This is a genomic window from Nocardia sp. NPDC051900, from assembly GCF_044452545.1.
Taxonomy (GTDB): Bacteria; Actinomycetota; Actinomycetes; order Mycobacteriales; family Mycobacteriaceae; genus Nocardia; species Nocardia sichangensis.
This window is the reverse complement of record NZ_JBITBU010000002.1, coordinates 360073-378441: the sequence shown is the minus strand read 5'-3', so window position 1 is coordinate 378441 and position 18369 is coordinate 360073. Positions and strand designations below refer to the sequence as shown.

At 68.8% G+C, this 18369-nt stretch carries 18 protein-coding genes and 1 pseudogene; 15 read left to right on the top strand and 4 right to left on the bottom strand.

All coding sequences use genetic code 11. The features are described 5' to 3' along the window. Window positions 1-2: 2 nt before the first annotated feature. Window positions 3-3527 (bottom strand): AAA family ATPase, encoded by a 3525-nt coding sequence (locus ACIA5H_RS04280; protein WP_379252005.1) that lies wholly within the window; start codon window positions 3525-3527, stop codon window positions 3-5. Between the two features lie 512 nt (window positions 3528-4039). On the opposite strand from ACIA5H_RS04280, the gene infA reads away from it, so the two are divergent. The 8 genes from infA (at window position 4040) to truA (ending at window position 8915) form a co-directional block, all read left to right on the top strand. Further along, window positions 4040-4261 (top strand): translation initiation factor IF-1, encoded by a 222-nt coding sequence (gene infA, locus ACIA5H_RS04275; protein WP_003418601.1) that lies wholly within the window; start codon window positions 4040-4042, stop codon window positions 4259-4261. A 150-nt stretch (window positions 4262-4411) separates the two neighbouring features. Beyond that, window positions 4412-4525: a 50S ribosomal protein L36 gene (rpmJ, locus tag ACIA5H_RS04270; RefSeq protein ID WP_011207363.1), complete on the top strand. Its 114-nt coding sequence runs from the start codon at window positions 4412-4414 to the stop codon at window positions 4523-4525. A gap of 248 nt (window positions 4526-4773) precedes the next feature. Beyond that, a complete protein-coding gene (rpsM, locus tag ACIA5H_RS04265) occupies window positions 4774-5145 on the top strand; it encodes a 30S ribosomal protein S13 (protein ID WP_039795645.1) in 372 nt (123 codons plus the stop codon). A gap of 9 nt (window positions 5146-5154) precedes the next feature. Further along, on the top strand, window positions 5155-5568 hold the full coding sequence (gene rpsK / locus ACIA5H_RS04260) for a 30S ribosomal protein S11 (RefSeq protein ID WP_039795647.1): 414 nt from the start codon (window positions 5155-5157) through the stop codon (window positions 5566-5568). Between the two features lie 20 nt (window positions 5569-5588). Further along, window positions 5589-6194, top strand: a complete 606-nt coding sequence (rpsD, locus tag ACIA5H_RS04255) for a 30S ribosomal protein S4 (RefSeq protein WP_356964759.1) — start codon at window positions 5589-5591, stop codon at window positions 6192-6194. A gap of 108 nt (window positions 6195-6302) precedes the next feature. Next, window positions 6303-7361: a DNA-directed RNA polymerase subunit alpha gene (locus ACIA5H_RS04250; protein WP_039796155.1), complete on the top strand. Its 1059-nt coding sequence runs from the start codon at window positions 6303-6305 to the stop codon at window positions 7359-7361. A gap of 50 nt (window positions 7362-7411) precedes the next feature. Then, window positions 7412-7933 carry a 50S ribosomal protein L17 gene (gene rplQ, locus ACIA5H_RS04245; protein WP_355076207.1) on the top strand — a complete coding sequence of 174 codons (522 nt, stop codon included), beginning with the start codon at window positions 7412-7414 and terminating at the stop codon, window positions 7931-7933. Window positions 7934-8039: 106 nt separating this feature from the next. Next, window positions 8040-8915, top strand: coding sequence for a tRNA pseudouridine(38-40) synthase TruA (gene truA, locus ACIA5H_RS04240; protein WP_355076320.1), 876 nt, complete (start codon window positions 8040-8042; stop codon window positions 8913-8915). 142 nt (window positions 8916-9057) lie between these two features. On the opposite strand, the pseudogene ACIA5H_RS04235 reads toward truA, so the two are convergent. After that, window positions 9058-9495 (bottom strand): annotated as a pseudogene (locus ACIA5H_RS04235) (Hsp20/alpha crystallin family protein); the annotation flags it as partial. Between the two features lie 173 nt (window positions 9496-9668). Here ACIA5H_RS04235 and ACIA5H_RS04230 point away from each other — a divergent pair. The 5 genes from ACIA5H_RS04230 (at window position 9669) to ACIA5H_RS04210 (ending at window position 15192) form a co-directional block, all read left to right on the top strand. Beyond that, a complete protein-coding gene (locus tag ACIA5H_RS04230) occupies window positions 9669-10502 on the top strand; it encodes an LLM class F420-dependent oxidoreductase (protein WP_355076209.1) in 834 nt (277 codons plus the stop codon). Between the two features lie 222 nt (window positions 10503-10724). Continuing rightward, window positions 10725-12104, top strand: coding sequence for an MFS transporter (locus tag ACIA5H_RS04225; RefSeq protein WP_397073807.1), 1380 nt, complete (start codon window positions 10725-10727; stop codon window positions 12102-12104). Between the two features lie 46 nt (window positions 12105-12150). Then, entirely contained in the window at window positions 12151-12810 is a 660-nt protein-coding gene (locus ACIA5H_RS04220) for a response regulator transcription factor (RefSeq protein ID WP_195084845.1), read from the top strand. A 28-nt stretch (window positions 12811-12838) separates the two neighbouring features. Continuing rightward, window positions 12839-14260, top strand: coding sequence for a sensor histidine kinase (locus ACIA5H_RS04215; protein WP_397073804.1), 1422 nt, complete (start codon window positions 12839-12841; stop codon window positions 14258-14260). Further along, window positions 14257-15192: a TAXI family TRAP transporter solute-binding subunit gene (locus ACIA5H_RS04210; RefSeq protein ID WP_397073802.1), complete on the top strand. Its 936-nt coding sequence runs from the start codon at window positions 14257-14259 to the stop codon at window positions 15190-15192. Before ACIA5H_RS04215 ends, ACIA5H_RS04210 begins: the two co-directional genes overlap by 4 nt. Before the next feature lie 86 nt (window positions 15193-15278). Here ACIA5H_RS04210 and ACIA5H_RS04205 read toward each other — a convergent pair whose 3' ends face one another. Together ACIA5H_RS04205 and ACIA5H_RS04200 are read right to left on the bottom strand one after the other, a co-directional pair. Further along, window positions 15279-15605 carry a hypothetical protein gene (locus ACIA5H_RS04205; RefSeq protein ID WP_397073800.1) on the bottom strand — a complete coding sequence of 109 codons (327 nt, stop codon included), beginning with the start codon at window positions 15603-15605 and terminating at the stop codon, window positions 15279-15281. Between the two features lie 249 nt (window positions 15606-15854). Continuing rightward, window positions 15855-16178: a metal-sensitive transcriptional regulator gene (locus ACIA5H_RS04200; protein ID WP_355076219.1), complete on the bottom strand. Its 324-nt coding sequence runs from the start codon at window positions 16176-16178 to the stop codon at window positions 15855-15857. Between the two features lie 197 nt (window positions 16179-16375). Here ACIA5H_RS04200 and ACIA5H_RS04195 point away from each other — a divergent pair, with 197 nt between their 5' ends. Both ACIA5H_RS04195 and ACIA5H_RS04190 read left to right on the top strand, forming a co-directional pair. Beyond that, window positions 16376-17185, top strand: a complete 810-nt coding sequence (locus tag ACIA5H_RS04195; protein WP_379252010.1) for an S-methyl-5'-thioadenosine phosphorylase — start codon at window positions 16376-16378, stop codon at window positions 17183-17185. Between the two features lie 5 nt (window positions 17186-17190). Further along, the gene (locus ACIA5H_RS04190) at window positions 17191-18180 is read left to right on the top strand and encodes an NAD-dependent epimerase/dehydratase family protein (protein ID WP_397073797.1); all 990 of its coding nucleotides are present in this window, start codon (window positions 17191-17193) and stop codon (window positions 18178-18180) included. Window positions 18181-18369 lie beyond the last annotated feature (189 nt).

Sequence of the window (18369 nt, the reverse complement as noted above, 5' to 3'; positions counted from 1 at the left end):
TGTCACGGGTGGTAACGACGATGATCGGTGGCGAAGTCGTCCGCGACGGTCGCGGCCAGCTCGACATAGGCCCGTTTGGTCTGCTTGTGCAAGCGGTGCAAATCGATTTCGGCACCCTCGGACATGTGCGCGTCGAACGGGATGATGTGCACGGCGCGGCACCGGGACAGGAAGTACTCCCGTAGCTGCTGGATACCGACGTTCGGCGATCCGGCCCGCGGGGAGTTGATCACCACCACCGCGTTGCGCACCAAATGGTCGTGGCCGTGCAGCGACAACCAGTCCAATGTGGCTGCGGCACTGCGGGCTCCGTCGATCGCGGGGGAGGAGATCAGTACCAGCGAGTGCGCCAGGTCGAGCACACCGGACATGGCCGAATGCATGAGCCCGGTACCGCAGTCGGTGAGGATGATGTTGTAGAACCGCTGCAGGATTCGGGCGACCGCGCGGTACTCCTCTTCGCTGAACGCCTCCGACGCGGCCGGATCACGTTCGCTGGCGAGCACTTCCAGGCGGCTCGTCGCCTGCGAGGTGTGCCTGCGCACATCCGAATAGCGCTGGATGGTCGAATCGAGGAGCAGGTCGCGCACGGTGGACCTGGTCTGCAGGGGCACCCGCTGCGAGAGCGTGCCGAAGTCAGGATTGGCGTCGACGGCGATCACCCGGTCGCCCCGGATCGAGGCGAAGGTGGAGCCGAGACCCATTGTGGTGGTGGTCTTTCCGACACCGCCCTTGAGCGACAGCACCGCGATCCGGTAGTCGCCGCGGACGGGCTGCCTGATCCGCGCGACCAGTTCCTGCAACCTGCGTTCCTCGGCGGACATACCGGGGTTGATCGCGCCGCCGGACACGTGGTGCACGGCCTTGCGCCACCCGGTTCCCGGAGCTTTCTTGGCCCGGCGCAGCGGCACGTCGTCGAGTGAAGGCTGCTGGAACGGGGCGCCCTGCTGCCGGGCGGGCGGCTGTGGGTAGCCGGGAGGCGTGCCCCACTGCGGGGCGGGGTGACCAGTGGCTTGGTGCGGCGGCACGGAATGCGGTGATGCCGGGCCGGATTCGGGCGCGGCAGCATTGCGCCACTGGTCGACGGGGACCTGCGGTGCGCTGCCCGCTGCCTGATCGCCCGCGGACTGCGTCGGGTGACCGGCGGGTACGCCGCTCGAGGCGTAGGGGTGCGGCTGTGGCGCGCCCGCGTCGTAAGCCGCGTCCGGACGGGGCTGAGGTGCAGGCTGCTGGTCGGAGTTCGGCGCCTGTCCGACCGGCGGCTGGGACGCCGAAGGTTCGTTCGGCTCCGCGGACAGCCGGTGGCGTCCGCCACCGGCGACAGGTCGCGCCGCCACCGGGCCGATGTCGGTCGCGCCAGCGCGGTTCGACGCCGGTGCGCTCGAGTCCCTTTGTGCGCGAGTCGCATCGACCGACTCCGCCGAGTCGGGCTGCACGGGGGCCTCCGGCGCGGTACCGGATGCACTGTTGTGCGGCGCGGGCGGGTCGGGCAGCGGTGGGAGTCGGCGCGGCGCGTCGGTCGCGGGCGCGGCGGCCTGCTCGGGCCGAGGAGCCGCGAGCCACGGCGGCGGACCATCGGGAATCACCGCCGTGGGAGCGGGTGCGGCGGTCTGCGGGGCTTGCGCCGGATGCTCGGTAATGGGCGGTGTCCGGTGGGCATCGCTCGACGGCGTGATGTCGCCGGTGCTCGGCGTGGAGCCATGCTCGGATCCCGCACCTGCCGACGTTGTCAGGGCCTGAGCCGCTGCCGCGCTCCGGTTCACCCCGGCAGTGGTGTTCGCGCTGTGCGGTTCGGCCGGGCTTGCGCCGGTGGATGACGTGCCGGTGTCGGCGCCGGTCGGCGTCGCTTCTCGGCTCTCGGCCTGCCGAACAGCGTCCGCTCTCCCGGAAACGGGATCCTCAGCGGAACGTGCCGCTGTCGGAGCGCCTGCGTGCTCGTCCGCTGACGGCCCGGATTGCTCGCCGTGCGGTGACTGCGCATTTTCGCTCAGCGGGTCGGGGGCCTGCCACGCGCTGGATACTGGCGTGGCGATCGGGGCCGACGGGTGTCCGCCCTGCCGCGACGCGTCCTCCGGGCCGGTTACGGCCGAGGTCCCGCCGCTGGTCGGGCCTGCCGACGGTGGAGCGGATGGCACGCCGGTCGGTGCCTGAGCGTTCTGCCGCGCCGTGTGGTCGGCCGTGCTTCGGTCGGGAGGCGACGTCGCCGGGTCGATGGGCTGCTGCGGTGCGGGTTGTGTGCTGGTCGGTGTCGAGGAGTGTCCGTCCTGCCACGCCGCCTGGTCCGGAGCGGACGGAGGCGCGGCGGGATATCCGGCTTGGGGCGGTTGCGCGGCCGGTTCGCGGCCGGTCGATGTCGAGGTAGGCCAGCTCTGGTTCGGACCGGCGGGTGGGGTCTCGCGAGGCTCGCCGCGCTGAGTCGCCTCGTTTCCGGTCGGGCTCGGGCCGATCGGAGGGATGGTCCGATTGGGCGGAGCCGAGTTCGGCCACAGGCTCGGAGCCACGGCCGACAGGGCGGCATCGAGGCGAGGGTTGCCGGTGGACGGCCATCCACCGTGCTGCGGCCCGAGCGGAGGTCGGCCGCCGACGGCCTGGCCCGGCGAGCTCTGGCCGTGCGATGGCGGGGCATGCTCGTCGTTCCCGGGCGGAGCGGGCCGCTCGTCGGCTGATTGCCGGGGCGGCGGCGGGAGCTCCGACCGGTGCGCCTGCTGTTCGTTCGGCGCGGGCGGGTTCGCGGACCTGCTCCCCAGCGGCTGGAAACCGGGTGAGGGCTGCGACGGATTGCGCGTGGGCAGGCTGTGCTGCGGAACGCCGGTGCGCTCCGGCGGCGCTTGCCACGAATTGTCCTGCGCCGGTGGAGTGCGGTCGTAGCCCGGCTGCTGCCAGGACTCCTGCGGCTGCTGGGACTCCTGTGGGTGGGGCCAAGACTCTTGCGGCTGTTGCCGGGACTCCTGTGGCTGTTGCCGAGACTCTTGCGACTGCTGCCACGACTCGTGCGGTTGCTGCCAGGCCTCGTATGGCTGTTGCCGAGACTCTTGCGGCTGCTGCCAGGCCTCGTATGCCTGTTGCCGGAGGGACTCTTGCGGAGGCTGTTGCCGGGACTCCTGTGGCTGCTGCAGAGAATCTTGCGGCTGCTGCCGAGAATCTTGCGGCTGTTGCCGGGACTCCTGTGGCTGTTTCCACGACTCTTGCGGCTGCTGCCACGACTCGTGCGGGGCACGAGCCGGTGCGGGCTCCTCCGGAACCGGCGCGGGCGCGCGACTCGCGTCGCCCTGCCGCTGCTCCTCCTCGGCATTCCCCTCGTGCTTGTCGCGGCGCCAGCCCTTACGGCGCTTCTCCGGCCGTGCGGCATCCGGGCGTTCCGCCTCGGGCGCGCGGTTGCGCAGACGGCCGCGCCTGCGGCTGGGGGAGTCCTCGATGAGGTCGTCGTGCGGAAGGTTCTGTACCGGCGCTTCGTAGCCGCTCTGGCTGACGTCGCTCTCCGACAGCCACGGCGGCAGCATGGGCAGGCCGTCATTGCTACGGCTCACGACTGCGCCTCGCCGATGTTCGGCGTGCCGATCTCTCGCTCGCTGCGCTCGGTCACGACTGCCCTCGCTGCCCGCTCGGCTCGGTCGTGGCCAGGGACGCTCTGCCGTTGACTCGCTCGCTACGATTACTCACGGCCTCGCCTCCCTGCCGCTCGCTTCGGCCGCGACCGAGAGCGCCCACGCCGGTGGCTCGCACGCTGCGCCGGCTCACGCGTCCCCCTCGATCCGTTCGACCCAAATACCTGGACAGCGGCCAGTTTACGCGACAACCCGGTCCCGTCGCGGCGCAGCGTCCGAGGCCCGCCACGAGTGGGAAGACGGCTGCGAAACCGCTGGCGACACGGGTATACAGGGAGGCATTTTTGCCCGATCCGGAACGGATCGGTAAGCTGGAGCGGCGGTGCACCTAGGCGCCGCCTGTTTGTGTGCGAGCGGTTCGCTCCGGCGATCGGTCCCATTCGAGCAGAACCAGCAAACAAACCAGGTTGAGCGTAACCGGGATCGCGGAGGACATGGCGAAGAAAGACGGGGCCATCGAGGTCGAGGGTCGAGTTGTCGAACCGCTGCCCAATGCGATGTTCCGGATCGAGCTCGAGAACGGACACAAGGTTCTCGCGCACATCAGCGGGAAGATGCGGCAGCACTACATTCGCATCCTCCCCGAGGACCGTGTGGTCGTCGAGCTCTCGCCCTACGACCTGTCGCGTGGCCGGATCGTATACCGCTACAAGTGATCGTGCCCGGCGCGATCGGCGTCGGTTGCGAGCCGGCAGTCCCGGCGTGAGCCGGGGCCGAGTCGAAAGACTCACACCAGAGCTTCCCCAGTCGCCGACTGGGGAAAAACTGTGTTCACACCCCTGTGAACCACAACAGATTGGACGGACGTGAAGGTTCAGCCGAGCGTCAAGAAGATCTGCGAGAAGTGCAAGGTGATCCGCCGTCACGGCCGGGTCATGGTGATCTGCGACAACCTGCGCCACAAGCAGCGCCAGGGCTGAGCGGAGGCGAGGGAGACCTCGCACCACCCGCCCGAGGCTTGCCGACGGCGAACGCTCGACGCGACACCAGCCAAGCACCGAACCGCAGTTCGGATTGGCAAGAAGAACTCCCAGCACCAGCCGCACGCTGCGGAAATCAGGGTTCGCCCTGGGCGTGCGCGCCTACCACCGGTTCGGAGGCCGGTGCCCCGCCAAGACGAGGGGACGGACAGGGAGCAGACCTCCGCAACGATTAAGGAAACTGCCAGATGGCACGTCTCATGGGCGTCGACCTCCCGCGCGAGAAGCGCATGGAGATCGCACTGACCTACATTTTCGGCATTGGCCGTACCCGCTCCAAGGAGATCCTCGAGGCCACCGGCGTCAGCCCGGACCTGCGCTCGAAGGATCTCAGCGACGACGATCTGACGAAGCTGCGTGACTACATCGAGGCTTCGGAGTTCAAGGTCGAGGGTGACCTGCGCCGCGAGGTGCAGGCCGATATTCGCCGCAAGATCGAGATCGGCTGCTACCAGGGCCTGCGCCACCGTCGTGGCCTGCCCGTGCGTGGCCAGCGCACCAAGACCAACGCGCGCACCCGCAAGGGCCCGAAGCGCACCGTCGCCGGCAAGAAGAAGTAGGGATAACCGATGCCTCCGAAGAGTCGGGCCGCGGGCCCGAAGAAGACCCAGAAGTCGCGTCGCAGGGACAAGAAGAACGTCCCGCACGGCAACGCGCACATCAAGAGCACGTTCAACAACACGATCGTGTCGATCACCGACCCGAACGGCAACGTCATCTCCTGGGCGTCGTCGGGTCACGTCGGCTTCAAGGGCTCGCGCAAGTCGACCCCGTTCGCCGCGCAGCTCGCCGCCGAGAACGCCGCCCGCAAGGCGCAGGAACACGGTGTCAAGAAGGTCGACGTGTTCGTGAAGGGCCCCGGTTCGGGCCGCGAGACCGCGATCCGCTCGCTGCAGGCCGCCGGCCTCGAGGTGGGCACGATCTCCGATGTCACCCCGCAGCCGCACAACGGCTGCCGTCCGCCCAAGCGGCGTCGCGTCTAGCGGGAAAGGAATAACGAACAATGGCTCGTTACACAGGCCCTATCACCCGCAAGTCGCGTCGTCTGCGCGTCGACCTCGTCGGCGGCGACCAGGCGTTCGAGCGTCGCCCCTACCCGCCCGGCCAGCACGGCCGCGCGCGGATCAAGGAGAGCGAGTACCTGCTCCAGCTGCAGGAGAAGCAGAAGGCCCGCTTCTCCTACGGCGTCATGGAGAAGCAGTTCCGCCGGTACTACGAAGAGGCCAACCGCCTCAAGGGCAAGACCGGTGACAACCTGCTGCGTCTGCTCGAGACCCGCCTGGACAACGTCGTGTACCGCGCCGGCCTGGCCCGTACCCGCCGCCAGGCTCGCCAGCTGGTCTCGCACGGCCACTTCCTGGTGAACAACAAGAAGGTCGACGTTCCCAGCTTCCAGGTCACCCAGTACGACATCATCGATGTCAAGGAGAAGTCGCTGGGCACCCTGCCGTTCCAGGTGGCGCGTGAGACCCTCGGCGACCGTCCGGTTCCGGGCTGGCTGCAGGTGCTCCCCGGCCGGCTGCGGATCCTGGTCCACCAGTTGCCCGAGCGCGCCCAGATCGATGTGCCGCTGCAGGAACAGCTGATCGTCGAGTACTACTCGAAGTAACACTTGGCACTACGTGCCGCTGGTGCGTGGCCGCCCCGATGGGCGGCCAGGCACAACCCCTGAGACGAGGCGTCAAATAGCGGGCGCCCAAAAAGGAGGATGATCCACATGCTGATTTCACAGCGTCCGACGCTGACCGAAGAGGTCGTCGCCGAGAACCGCTCGAAGTTCACCATCGAACCGCTCGAGCCGGGCTTCGGTTACACCCTCGGCAACTCGCTGCGGCGTACCCTGCTGTCCTCGATTCCGGGGGCGGCGGTCACGAGCATCCGCATCGACGGCGTCCTGCACGAGTTCACCACCGTTCCGGGCGTGAAGGAGGATGTCACCGACATCATCCTGAACCTCAAGGGCCTGGTCGTGTCCTCTGAGGAGGACGAGCCGGTCACGATGTACGTGCGCAAGCAGGGTCCGGGCACCGTAACCGCCGGTGACATCGTCCCGCCCAGCGGCGTGGTGGTGCACAACCCGGACATGCACATCGCGACCCTGAACGACAAGGGCAAGCTGGAGATCGAGCTCGTCGTCGAGCGCGGTCGCGGCTACGTCCCCGCCGTGCAGAACAAGGCGTCCGGCGCGGAAATCGGCCGGATTCCGGTGGATTCGATCTACTCGCCGGTGCTGAAGGTGACCTACAAGGTCGAGGCGACCCGCGTCGAGCAGCGCACCGACTTCGACCGGCTGATCCTGGACGTGGAGACCAAGAACTCCATCAGCGCGCGGGACGCGCTCGCCTCGGCGGGCAAGACCCTGGTCGAGCTCTTCGGCCTGGCCCGTGAGCTGAACGTCGAAGCAGAGGGCATCGAGATCGGCCCCTCGCCGGCCGAGGCGGATCACATCGCCTCGTTCGGCCTGCCGATCGAGGATCTGGACCTCACCGTCCGGTCCTACAACTGCCTCAAGCGCGAGGGTGTGCACACCGTGGGCGAGCTGGTCGCCCGCACCGAGTCGGATCTGCTGGACATTCGCAACTTCGGTCAGAAGTCCATCGACGAGGTCAAGGTCAAGCTGCACGCGCTCGGCCTCTCGCTGAAGGACAGCCCCGCGTCGTTCGATCCGTCCAGCGTGGTCGGCTACGACGCGAGCACCGGCACGTGGAGCGACAGCGGCACGTTCAGCGACACCGACGGCGGCGAGCAGGACTACGCCGAGACCGAACAGCTCTAGGCCGCCGGGGTAGGCGCCCCGGCCCGGCCTCATACAAGGAGAACACCACAATGCCCAAGCCCAAGAAGGGTGCCCGCTTCGGCGGGTCGGCGTCGCACCAGAAGGCGATCTTCGCCAATCTGGCCACGGCGCTCTTCGAGCACGGCCGGATCACCACCACCGAGGCCAAGGCCAAGGCCGTGCGTCCCTACGCGGAGAAGCTGATCACCAAGGCGAAGGGCGGCACCCTGGCCGACCGTCGCGAGGTGCTGAAGGTGATCCGCAACAAGGATGTCGTGCACGAGCTCTTCGCGGAGATCGGCCCGTCGTTCGAGGGGCGCGAGGGTGGCTACACCCGCATCACCAAGACGCTGCCGCGCAAGGGTGACAACGCGCCGATGGCGATCATCGAGCTGGTTCGCGAGAAGACCGTGACCAACGAGGCCGATCGCGCCCGTCGCGTGGCCGCCTCGAAGAAGGCGGAGGAGGCTCCGGCCGCCGAGGTCGTCGAGGAGGAGGCCGACGAGGCCGTCGCCGAGACCGCCGAGGCTCCGGCTGCCGACGAGGCCGCCGAGGACAAGAAGGACGCCTGACGCTTCGCGTCGGAGTTCGCGCACGAGCCCGCCACCCGCACTGGGTCGGCGGGCTCGTTCGTTTCGACCAGAGGATCATGTGACCGTGGAGGAATCGGTGGGATCGTTGTCGGGTCGACCGGGCGAGGACGCACCGGGCGTGCCCGGTATCGACGTGCCACGTACCCGGGTCCGGTTGGACATCGCCTACGACGGCACGGATTTCGTCGGCTGGGCGCGTCAGCCTGGTCTGCGCACCGTGCAGGGGGTGCTGGAGGACGCGCTGAGCAAGGTGTTCCGCGAGCCGATCCAGCTGACCGTGGCGGGCCGTACGGACGCGGGCGTGCACGCCGAGGGACAGGTCACGCATTTCGACACCGCCGGTGAACTGGACGCGGCGAAACTGGTGCACCGGATGGCGCGCTTCCTGCCGAAGGACGTGCGGATCAGGCACGCGCGCCCGGCCGCACCGGAGTTCGACGCCCGGTTCTCCGCCATCCGCCGCCATTACGCCTACCGGCTGACCACCGCGCCGTACGGTGCGGAGCCGCTCCAGGCCCGCAGCGTGGTCGCCTGCCGATCCGACGTCGATGTCGACGCGATGCGGGCGGCTTCGCGAAAGTTGCTCGGACTGCACAACTTCGCCGCCTTCTGCCGCCGCAGGGAGGGTGCGACGACGGTACGGGAGCTGCAGCGGTTCGACTGGGTGCGCGATGGTGACCTGCTGATCGCCTACGTCAGCGCGGACGCGTTCTGCTGGTCGATGGTCCGCAGTCTGGTCGGTGCGGTCCTCGCCGTCGGCGAAGGGCGGCGGACGCCGGAATGGGTGGCCGATCTGTTGCGGGAGACCGAGCGCTCCAGTTCGGTCACCGTCGCTCCCGCACATGGTTTGAGCTTGATAGGCGTGGACTACCCGGCCGACGAGGAACTCGCGGCCCGCAACGCGCAGACGCGGGAGATGCGGTCGGTCCCGGTACCTGGCGGAGGCTGCTGCGGCGAGTGAGAATGTCCGCGCACTACCCGCACCCGTGCTCGGGTGCGGGTAGCGGACGCGGTCACTTCGATGACCGCGGGTATTGCTGCTGCGACTGTGCCGACTGCTGAGCCTGCTCCTGCTGGGTCGGCGACATCGGTGTGGACCGGCCGGATTGCGCTTCGATGGTCCTCGGCTCGTGGGACGCCCCGGAAATCTGGATGCGGCGCGGCTTCGCGCGCTCCGCGATGGGGATCGTCACCGACAGCACGCCGTTGTTGTAGGTCGCGCTGATGTTCTCGACGTCGACGTTCTCGCCGAGGGACATCTGGCGCATGAAGGTGCCCGCGAAACGTTCCGAGGCGATCCACTGGACGCCTTCTTCGCTCGGCACGGTGCGTTGCGCCCGCAAGGTGAGCGTGCCGTTGTCGACGCTGACGTCGATCGAGCCGGGGTCGACGCCGGGCAGATCCGCGTTCAGAACGTAGTGATCTCCCGCTTTGAACAGATCCATCGGCATGAATCGCGGTGCGCGACCGGTTCCGGCAGTCTCACCGAGCAGTTGGCGGGCAACGGTGTCGATGTCATGGAATGGATCGAATCGAAGCACAGCAATCACCTCCATCTCCTAGTGGTGGCGCCGGCCAGGCGCCGGGCGCCGATAGCTGTGCAATAGCCACAGTAGCCCTCTGTAATCGGGACGGCATCGACCCGACGGGGCCGTCCTGGCAGTGCACGGGCCCGGCCGGAATAGCGCCCTCCGGGCGTGTGTTGGGTCGGGACATGGCATTCGACAGTCTCGGACGGTTCGGAGTGTGGCGGGCGTACAACGGGTTCAGCCCGGAAGACGCGCGAGAATTGGAGCGGCTCGGATACGGCGCGCTCTGGTTGGGGGCTTCGCCTCCGGCGGATCTGGCGACGGTCGAACCGCTGCTGGAGGCGACCGAAACGATCACCGTCGCCACCAGCATCGTGAACATCTGGGCGGCGCCCGCGAAGGAGGTGGCCGACTCGTTCCACCGGATCGAGGCCCGCTTCCCGGGCCGGTTCCTGCTCGGCATCGGTGCGGGACACCCGGAGCACACCGGTGAGTACCGCAAGCCGTACGACGCGCTTGTCGAGTATCTCGACGACCTCGACGCCGCGGGAGTACCCGCCGAACGTCGCGCGGTGGCCGCACTGGGCCCGCGCGTGCTGAAGCTGGCCGCCGAGCGGTCGCTGGGCGCGCTGCCCTATTTCGTGCCCGCGGCGCACACCGCGAAGGCCCGCGAGATCGTCGGCCCGGACGCGCTGCTGGCGACCGAGCACAAGGTGGTGCTGACCGACGACGCAGGCACGGCGCACGCGGTCGCCGATGAGACCGTCAAGTTCTATGTCGGCCTGACCAACTACGCGTCGAACCTGCGCCGATTCGGTTTCACCGACGCCGACCTCACCGTGCCGCCGAGCGAGGCGCTGTTCGACGCCGTCATCGCGCACGGCACGCCCGAGCGGATCGCCGCCCAGCTGTCCGAACACGCCGACGCGGGCGCCGACCACGTCGCGGTGCAGATCCTCGGCGACAACTACCTCCCGGCGCTGCGCACCCTCGCTCCGCTGCTCACCGGGCGATCCTGACCGCCCGTCTCCGGCCCCCGGCGCTGCACACCTTTGCTGCGCTGTTGGCCGCGGGCTCCTGACCGCCCGTCTCCGGCCCCTGGCGCTGCGCCGGGGGCCGGTTTTGTTTCCGGCGATCGTCCTAAGGGACTGTTAGGAAGCTTCGAGAGCCATTTCGCGCGTGTGTGACTGTCGACACACTGATCTGCGACGACGTGATGAGGCGTCGGAGAAGGAGATGTTGTGACTACGACACAGCCCGTCGGCGAGCGCCGGGTGGTCGCGAATGTTCTGCGCGGATCCATCGGCAATCTCGTCGAGTGGTACGACTGGTATGTCTACACGGCGTTCGGCGTGTATTTCGCCCAAGTGTTCTTTCCGAAAGGGGATCCGGTAGCGCAATTGTTGTCGACTGCGGCGGTGTTCTCGGTCGGCTTCCTGATGCGCCCCCTCGGCGGGTGGGCACTCGGATGGTACGCGGACCGGTGCGGGCGGCGCTCAGCGCTGACGCTTTCGGTGACAGTGATGGCGGCTGGGTCGCTGCTGATCGCCGCGACACCCGGATATCAAACGATCGGTTTGGCGGCGCCGATCGTCCTGTTGGTCGCGCGATTGCTACAGGGGCTGTCGGTCGGCGGCGAGTACGCGACCAGCGCCACCTATCTATCCGAAGTGGCTTCGGCGGGACGGCGCGGGTTCTATTCCAGTTTCCAGTACGTGACGCTGGTAGCTGGGCAGCTCACCGCCCTCGGCGTACAGATCGTCTTGCAACTCGTGCTGACCTCGGACCAGATGCACGCTTGGGGATGGCGGATCCCGTTCTTGATCGGTGCGGGCGGCGCGATCGTGGTCATGGTGCTGCGACGGAGTATGGACGAGTCGGAATCGTTCCGTGCACAGGCAGCGCGTGGAGAGACGGCTGGTGAAACACGTGGCTCGTTCCGCGTTCTGCTGCAGTATCCCCGCGAGTGCCTGTTGGTTGTCGGGCTGACCCTCGGGGGGACCGTGGCGTTCTATACCTTCACTACCTACATTCAAAAGTTCATGGTCTACACCAGTGGCATCGCCAAGCCGACGGTGGCGTGGATCAACTTCCTCGCCCTGTTGGTCTTCGTGGTGCTGCAGCCGCTGTCGGGGGCCTTGTCCGACCGCATCGGCCGCCGCAAGTTGCTGATCTTCTTTGGTGTGACAGGAACTTTGCTGACGGTGCCGATCATGGGGCTGCTCGCGCACACAACCAATCCGATCGCCGCTTGGGGCCTGATGATGACGGCGTTGGTGATCGTCACCGGATACACGTCGATCAATGCGATCGTAAAAGCAGAGCTGTTTCCGACGAATATTCGCGCACTCGGCGTCGGGCTGCCATATGCGCTGACTGTCGCTATTTTCGGCGGTACTGCAGAACTGATCGCGCTCGCGCTGAAGAAGGCGGACATGGAGGCGGTGTTCTTCTTCTATGTCGCTGGCTGCATCGCCGTCTCGCTGATCACCTACTACTTCATGCGGGAGACCTCGGCCTCGTCGACGATCGACGCGGCCGAGCCCACCGCGAGCGCCGACACCGGGTCCGGCGCCGCGGGGGCCGAGCCGGGTCGGCCGATGGTCACCGTGCGTGACTGACCGACCGGCACACGCGCCGGTCCGCCCACTGTGGGAGGATCGGCGCGTGCGGCTTGCGGTGGTCGAGGACGACGACGGCGTGGGAGACGCGCTGGTCGAGGCGCTCAACGCCCGTGGCTACCGCGCCGAACGCAAGCGCCGCGGCGCGGATCTGCTGATCGCACACCGCGACTACGACGCGGTGATTCTGGATCTCGGACTGCCCGACGGCGATGGTCTGCAGGTGTTGCGGCGACTGCGCGAGGTGAGTTCGGTTCCGGTGCTGATCCTGACCGCGCGCAGTGACGAACGCTCGATCGTGCGAGGCTTGCGCGGTGGCGCCGACGACTATCTGGTGAAGCCGCCGCGCATCGCGGAACTCGTCGCGCGGCTGGAGACGGTCACCAGGCGGGCGGCCGCGGCGGCGCGACAGGCGCAGTCGGTGATCGTCACCGGTGACGTGCGGGTCGATCTCGGCGCCCGCGTTGTCGAGGTGGCCGGGGAGCCCGTGTCGCTGACCCAGAAGGAATTCGAGCTGGTCGAGGCGCTGGTGGAACGGCCGGGGGCCGCGGTGAGCCGTCAGCAGTTGATGGACCGCATCTGGGGTGACGCCTTCGTCGCGGTCTCGCGTTCGCTGGACGTGCACATGACGGGCCTGCGAGCGAAACTCAACCGGCCCGGCCTGATCACCACCATCCGCGGGTACGGGTATCGGTGGGGGCAGTGAGCGCGGACCGGCGGGCCGGAGGTGTGCCATGCGGCGTCGCTTGCTGGTCGCGCTGACGCTGTTCGCGGCCATCGCGGTGCTGGCGTTCGCGGTGCCGCTGTCGCTGACCATCGCCACCAGCCGCACCCAGCAGCTCGTGCTCGCGCGCTCGGGGGACGCCGACCGCTTCGCCACCCTCGCCGACGACGCGGTCACCGCGGGGGACAGCCGTGCGCTGGCCGACGAGGTGCTGCGCTATCACGAGCTGTACGGCGAGAACGTGCTCGTGGTCGACGCCAGGGGTGCGCCGACGGTGAACGCGGGCGCGGACATGGACGATCCCGGCATCGTCGCGGCGGTGGCGGCCGCGCGCCGCAATCAGCGTCCGCACGCGGTGGACAAGCTGACGCCGTGGGGCGCGCCGAGCATGTTGGTCGCGCGGCCGGTCGGCACCGGCGTGCAGGTGAACGGGGCCGTGGTGATCGAGGCGTCGACGGCCCGTGCTCGCGGTGACATCGCGCGGGACTGGGCGGTGATCGTGCTGGGCGGCGTGGTCGCGATGGCGCTGTTCGTGCTGCTGGCGGTGACGATCGGCCGCTGGGTGCTGCGGCCGCTCGCGGCGCTGTCGCACGGTGTGGCCGAGTTGACCGCGACGCTGCCCAAGCCGCGCGCCGACACCGTCGCGCCGGTATCGATCGCGGGCCGCTACGGCGGGCCGCCGGAGATGCGGGCGCTGGCCGAGTCGTTCGACGCGATGGCGCTGGCCGTGGCCGATTCGGCGGACGCGCAGCGTCAGCTGGTCGCCGACACCGCACACGCGATGCGCAATCCACTGGCCGCTCTGACCATTCGCCTCGATTCCCTGGAACCAGCGATCCCGGCGAGCGCGGCGAGCATCTTCCACAACGCGGGCGCCGAGGTGGAGCGGCTCACCGCGTTGCTCGACGGCCTGCTCAGCTTGGCCGTCGCCGAGACCCCGGCGGCCTTCGACGTCGCCCGCACGGCCGAGGGCGACGACCAGTGCGACGCCGTGCAAGTGATCGCCGACCGATTCGACGCCTGGTGCTCGGCATTCGAGGCGGCCGGACAGGAGTTGCGCGTGACGCCGGTGGCGGGGCACGCCGATGTCGCGGTTCCGGCCGACGTGCTCGCGCAGATACTCGACGTACCGCTGAGCAACGCGACGCGCTATGCGGGCGCGGGCGCGCACATCGATCTGGTCGTCGCGACCGAGCGGGGCTGGGTCACGGTGACCGTCCGCGACGACGGCAGCGGTGTTCCTCCCGCTGAGCTCGACAAGCTGACCACCCGTTTCTTCCGCGGTTCGGCCGCGCGGGCCGGTGGCTCCGGGCTGGGCCTGCCGATCGCCGCCGCATTGGCGCAGGCGCGCGGCGGCGTGCTCACCGTGGCCGCGGTGCGTCCGCATGGTTTGGCGGTCTCGGTGCGCCTACCCGAGGCGGAGGCCCGATGACCGGCCGGGAGCCGATCGTCCGGCGCGGCGTCGGTCGGCGCGGCTTCCTCGCGCTGGCCGTCGCGGCGGGGCTCGCGGCTTGTGGGCCGGGCGGCCGGGGCGCCACCGCGCGGCTGGCGTCCGGCGAGGTCGGCGGCTTCTATCACGCCTTCGCGGGGTTGCTCGGCCTGGCCGCCGAGGACGTCGGGGAGGTGCGAATCGAGCGGGTCACCACCTCGGGTTCGCAGGACAATCTGGCGTTGCTGGCGCGCGGTGAGGTCGATGCCGCGCTCGCGCTCGCGGATTCGGTGCGCGACAGCGCCGATCAGGTGTTCGCGCTGGGCCGGGTGTACGAGAACTACCTGCAGTTGGTCGTGCGCGCGGACAGCCCGATCGGTTCGGTCGCGGGTCTGCGCGGAACGCGGGTGAGTCTGGGCGCGGAGGGATCGGGCGCGGCCCTGACCGGCGAACGGATACTGCGCGTCGTGGGACTCGACCCGACCGTCGACGTGACGATCGCCCATCGCCCGTTGGCCCAGGCGGTGGCCGCCTTGACCGCGGGCGAGGCGGATGCTCTGTTGTGGGCGGGCGGCGTGCCGACGGCGCGGCTGGCCGTGCCGAGCCGGATGCGGCTGGTGGACATGGGCGACCTGGCCGCGCCGATGCGGGACCGGTTCGGGCCGGTGTACGACCGGGTCGCGATCCCCGCGGACGCCTATCCGGGCGGCGTCTCGGTGCACACCATCGGCGTGGCGAATCTCTTGCTGGCCGCGGGCAGCATGCCTGAGGAGGTGGCCGCGGCCATCGTCGAACTACTGGTGTGGCACGCCGACGCGCTGGTGCCCACCGAGGCGGCGGGCACCCAATTCCTCGACGGCCGGTCGCTGATCAGCACCGGCCCGATTCCGCTGCACCCGGGCGCAGCGGCGGTCTACCGCCGCTGGCACGGGTGACCAGCTGGCGATGCTGCTTTGGGATTGCCTAGGGCCGTCTGGCCACGGTCGGACAGACGGCTTGGCCGAAGGGTAGATGAACTCGTTCAGCAACCCTTACGGATGAGAGTCAACTTGGTGGCGCTGCCAAGAGGGTTGTCGTAATCGAAGCTGGCCACCCACTCGTCCTTGTGCGCGGGCACGCAGTACTGTCCGTTTGGCGACGCGGGACGGTGGATTTCGATCAACTCGCTCTGGTCGCTGCAGTTCTTCCACCACAGTGCTGTCGGGATGCCAGCTTCTTCTCGGAACCCACATGGTGTGGACGTCGCCTGATAGCCGGTGGCCGGTGCGGCGGCAGCCGATGATACAGGAACGATGAGTGCGCCCATTGCGGCGCTGACAGCCACCGTCAGTCGTAGGCGATTCTGCATGATGGATCCCTCCCCTTGCTCACGAACATGGTGTGCGGGCGCGGTTCGATGATGTGGCAACTTCGGCGGCTCATCTGAAACCCCCCGAGTCACCGCCCGCGCGGCTCGGCCCAACCTCCTCCATCCGAATATGAAAGCTGTTGAGCGCGTTCAGTATTGCAATCCGTCGCGAACTGGTCAACAGAGTTGCTTGACGATCGAGCATCACGTTCGCCGCGATCGGAGGAGCTGCTGGTCGCTTCGGCGGCCTCAGGACCTGACCAAGCGGGCGATGGCGTCGGTCGCTTCCTTGATCTTGGCCTCGGCCTCCGGGCCACCCGCGACGGCCGCGTCCACGACGCAGTGGCTGATGTGATCCTCCAGCAGGCCCATCGCGACCGCTTGCAGGGCTTTGGTCATGGCGGACACCTGAGTGAGGATGTCGATGCAGTACTTCTCCTCCTCGACCATCCGCTGCAGGCCGCGCGCTTGACCCTCGATGCGCCGCAGCCGCTTGAGGTAGTCGTCCTTGGCGGTGATGTAGCCGTGCGCGGCGTGGTCGGCCGCCGTGTGGTCGTGGGGGGAAGCTGCCACCGATGTCTCCTCGCTGCCTGCCGGTCGCCGGAACCGGATCAATACCCCCCTAGGGTACAGTTCCTGGGGCGTCTTGTCAGGTCGGGCCGCATGGTGCGGCAGACCCCGCTCGGTCGGAACGGTCCGTGTTCCGCAGGAAAGCAGGGTAACGCGGATCCCGGCGCGCGACGGCCACCCAGGGACGAGACAATTGAGTTATGAGTTCGCACCCCCGGCCCGCGCTCGCCGTCATCGGCGGCAGCGGCTTCTACGATTTCTTCGACAACGAGGCGACCATCGTCGAGGTCGACACCCCCTATGGTGCACCGAGCGCGGGCATCGCCGTCGGAGAGGTGGAGGGGCGGCCGGTGGCGTTCCTGCCGCGCCACGGCAAGAACCACGAATTCGCGCCGCACACCTTGCCCTACCGGGCCAATCTGTGGGCCCTGCGTTCGCTGGGCGTGCGCCGTATCTTCGCGCCTTGTGCCGTCGGCAGCCTGCGGGCGGACTGGGGCCCCGGCACGGTCGCGGTGCCCGATCAGCTGGTCGACCGGACCTCCGGTCGTCCGCAGACCTACTTCGACGGCGGCGGCATCCACGTGTCCTTCGCCGACCCGTACTGCGAGGAACTGCGGGCCGCGGCCATCAAGGCCGAGTCCGACGAACTGCACATGATGCACGCGGCCACGATGGTCGTGGTCGAGGGACCGCGCTTCTCCACCCGCGCCGAGAGCCGGTGGTTCGCCGCCCAGGGCTGGGAGCTGGTGAACATGACCGGCCACCCGGAGGCGGTGCTCGCCCGCGAACTCGAGATGTGCTACGCCGCCGTCGCCCTCGTCACCGATCTGGACGCCGGTCTGGAGGAGGGCGAGGGAGTGCGCGCCGTCGACGTCTTCGCCGAGTTCAAGCGTAACCTCGTGCCCTTCAAGGAGCTCGTCCGTCGCGCGGTTGCCGCGGTGGACGGCACCGACACCTGCGACCGGTGCCGTGTCCACGCGGACGTGTCGCTGCCATTCGAATTGCCCTGAGTCCGATGCGGGTGCTGGTCACCGGAGCGGCCGGGTTCCTCGGCGGGCACCTGCGCCGTGCGCTGCTCGCCGCGGGACACCAGGTGACCGGGGTGGACCTGCTACGCGACCACGGGCCGGACGCACGAGCACCGGAAGGGATCGAGCGGGTGGACGTGCGCGACGCCGAAGGGCTCGCACCCCTCTTGGACGGAGTGGACGTGGTCTGCCACTTCGCGGGTGTCACCGCGGGCGCGCGGGCCGCCGACTTCGCCTCGCACAACGATGTCGGGACCGCCGTGCTGCTCGGTGCCATGGAGCGGGCGCGAGTCGGCCGCTTGGTGCTCGCCTCGTCCGTCGCGGTCTACGGCGAAGGCCGCTATCGCGGCGTGCGGAGCGGCCCGTTCTTCCCCAACCTGCGTCGCAGGGCCGACCTCGACCGAGGCATGTTCGATCACCGCGCTCCGCACACCGGCGAGATCTTGACGTGGGAGCCGGTCGGCGAGGACGCGCCGCTGCGTCCGCGCGGTTCCTATGCGGCGAGCAAAGTCGCGCAAGAGAATTACGCGCTCGCCTGGGGATTGGCGACCGGTGGTGCGGTGACCGCCCTGCGAATGCACAACGTGTACGGCGCGGGAGCGCGGGCCGGGCTGGTGGGGTGGTTGCACGCCGAGCTGGTACAGGGCCGCGCGCCACAGGTGTTCGAAGACGGCGGACAGATCCGGGATTTCGTGCACGTGCGCGACGCGGTCGCGGCCACCGTCGCGGCGGTCGAGCGTGCGCTGCCCGGTTTCGTCGCTCTGAACATCGCCTCGGGGCAGCCGATCACGGTGTGGGAAGTGGCCTCGATCATGTCGCGCGCCCGCAGTGGCCCCGCGCCGGTGGTAACCGGCCGATACCGCATCGGCGACGTCCGGCATCTCGCCGCGGACCCGGATAAGGCGAGACGGGTATTGGATTTCACTGCCTCGGTGGCGCCGGCGCAGGGTCTGGCCGAGTTCGCGGTCACCGACTGAATCAGGCATCCGGATCGCCGGATGCGGCTCGGTGCGGCGCGAATGCCTCCGCGTGGGCGGTCGCCCATTGCTCGAAGGTGCGCGGAGATCAGCCGGTCACCTGCTCGACGGTCGGATAGAGCGTCGCATCGTCCAGCCTGGTATCCGGCACTCGTCAACGGCGGGAGATGCTCTGGAGCGCGCCGGTAC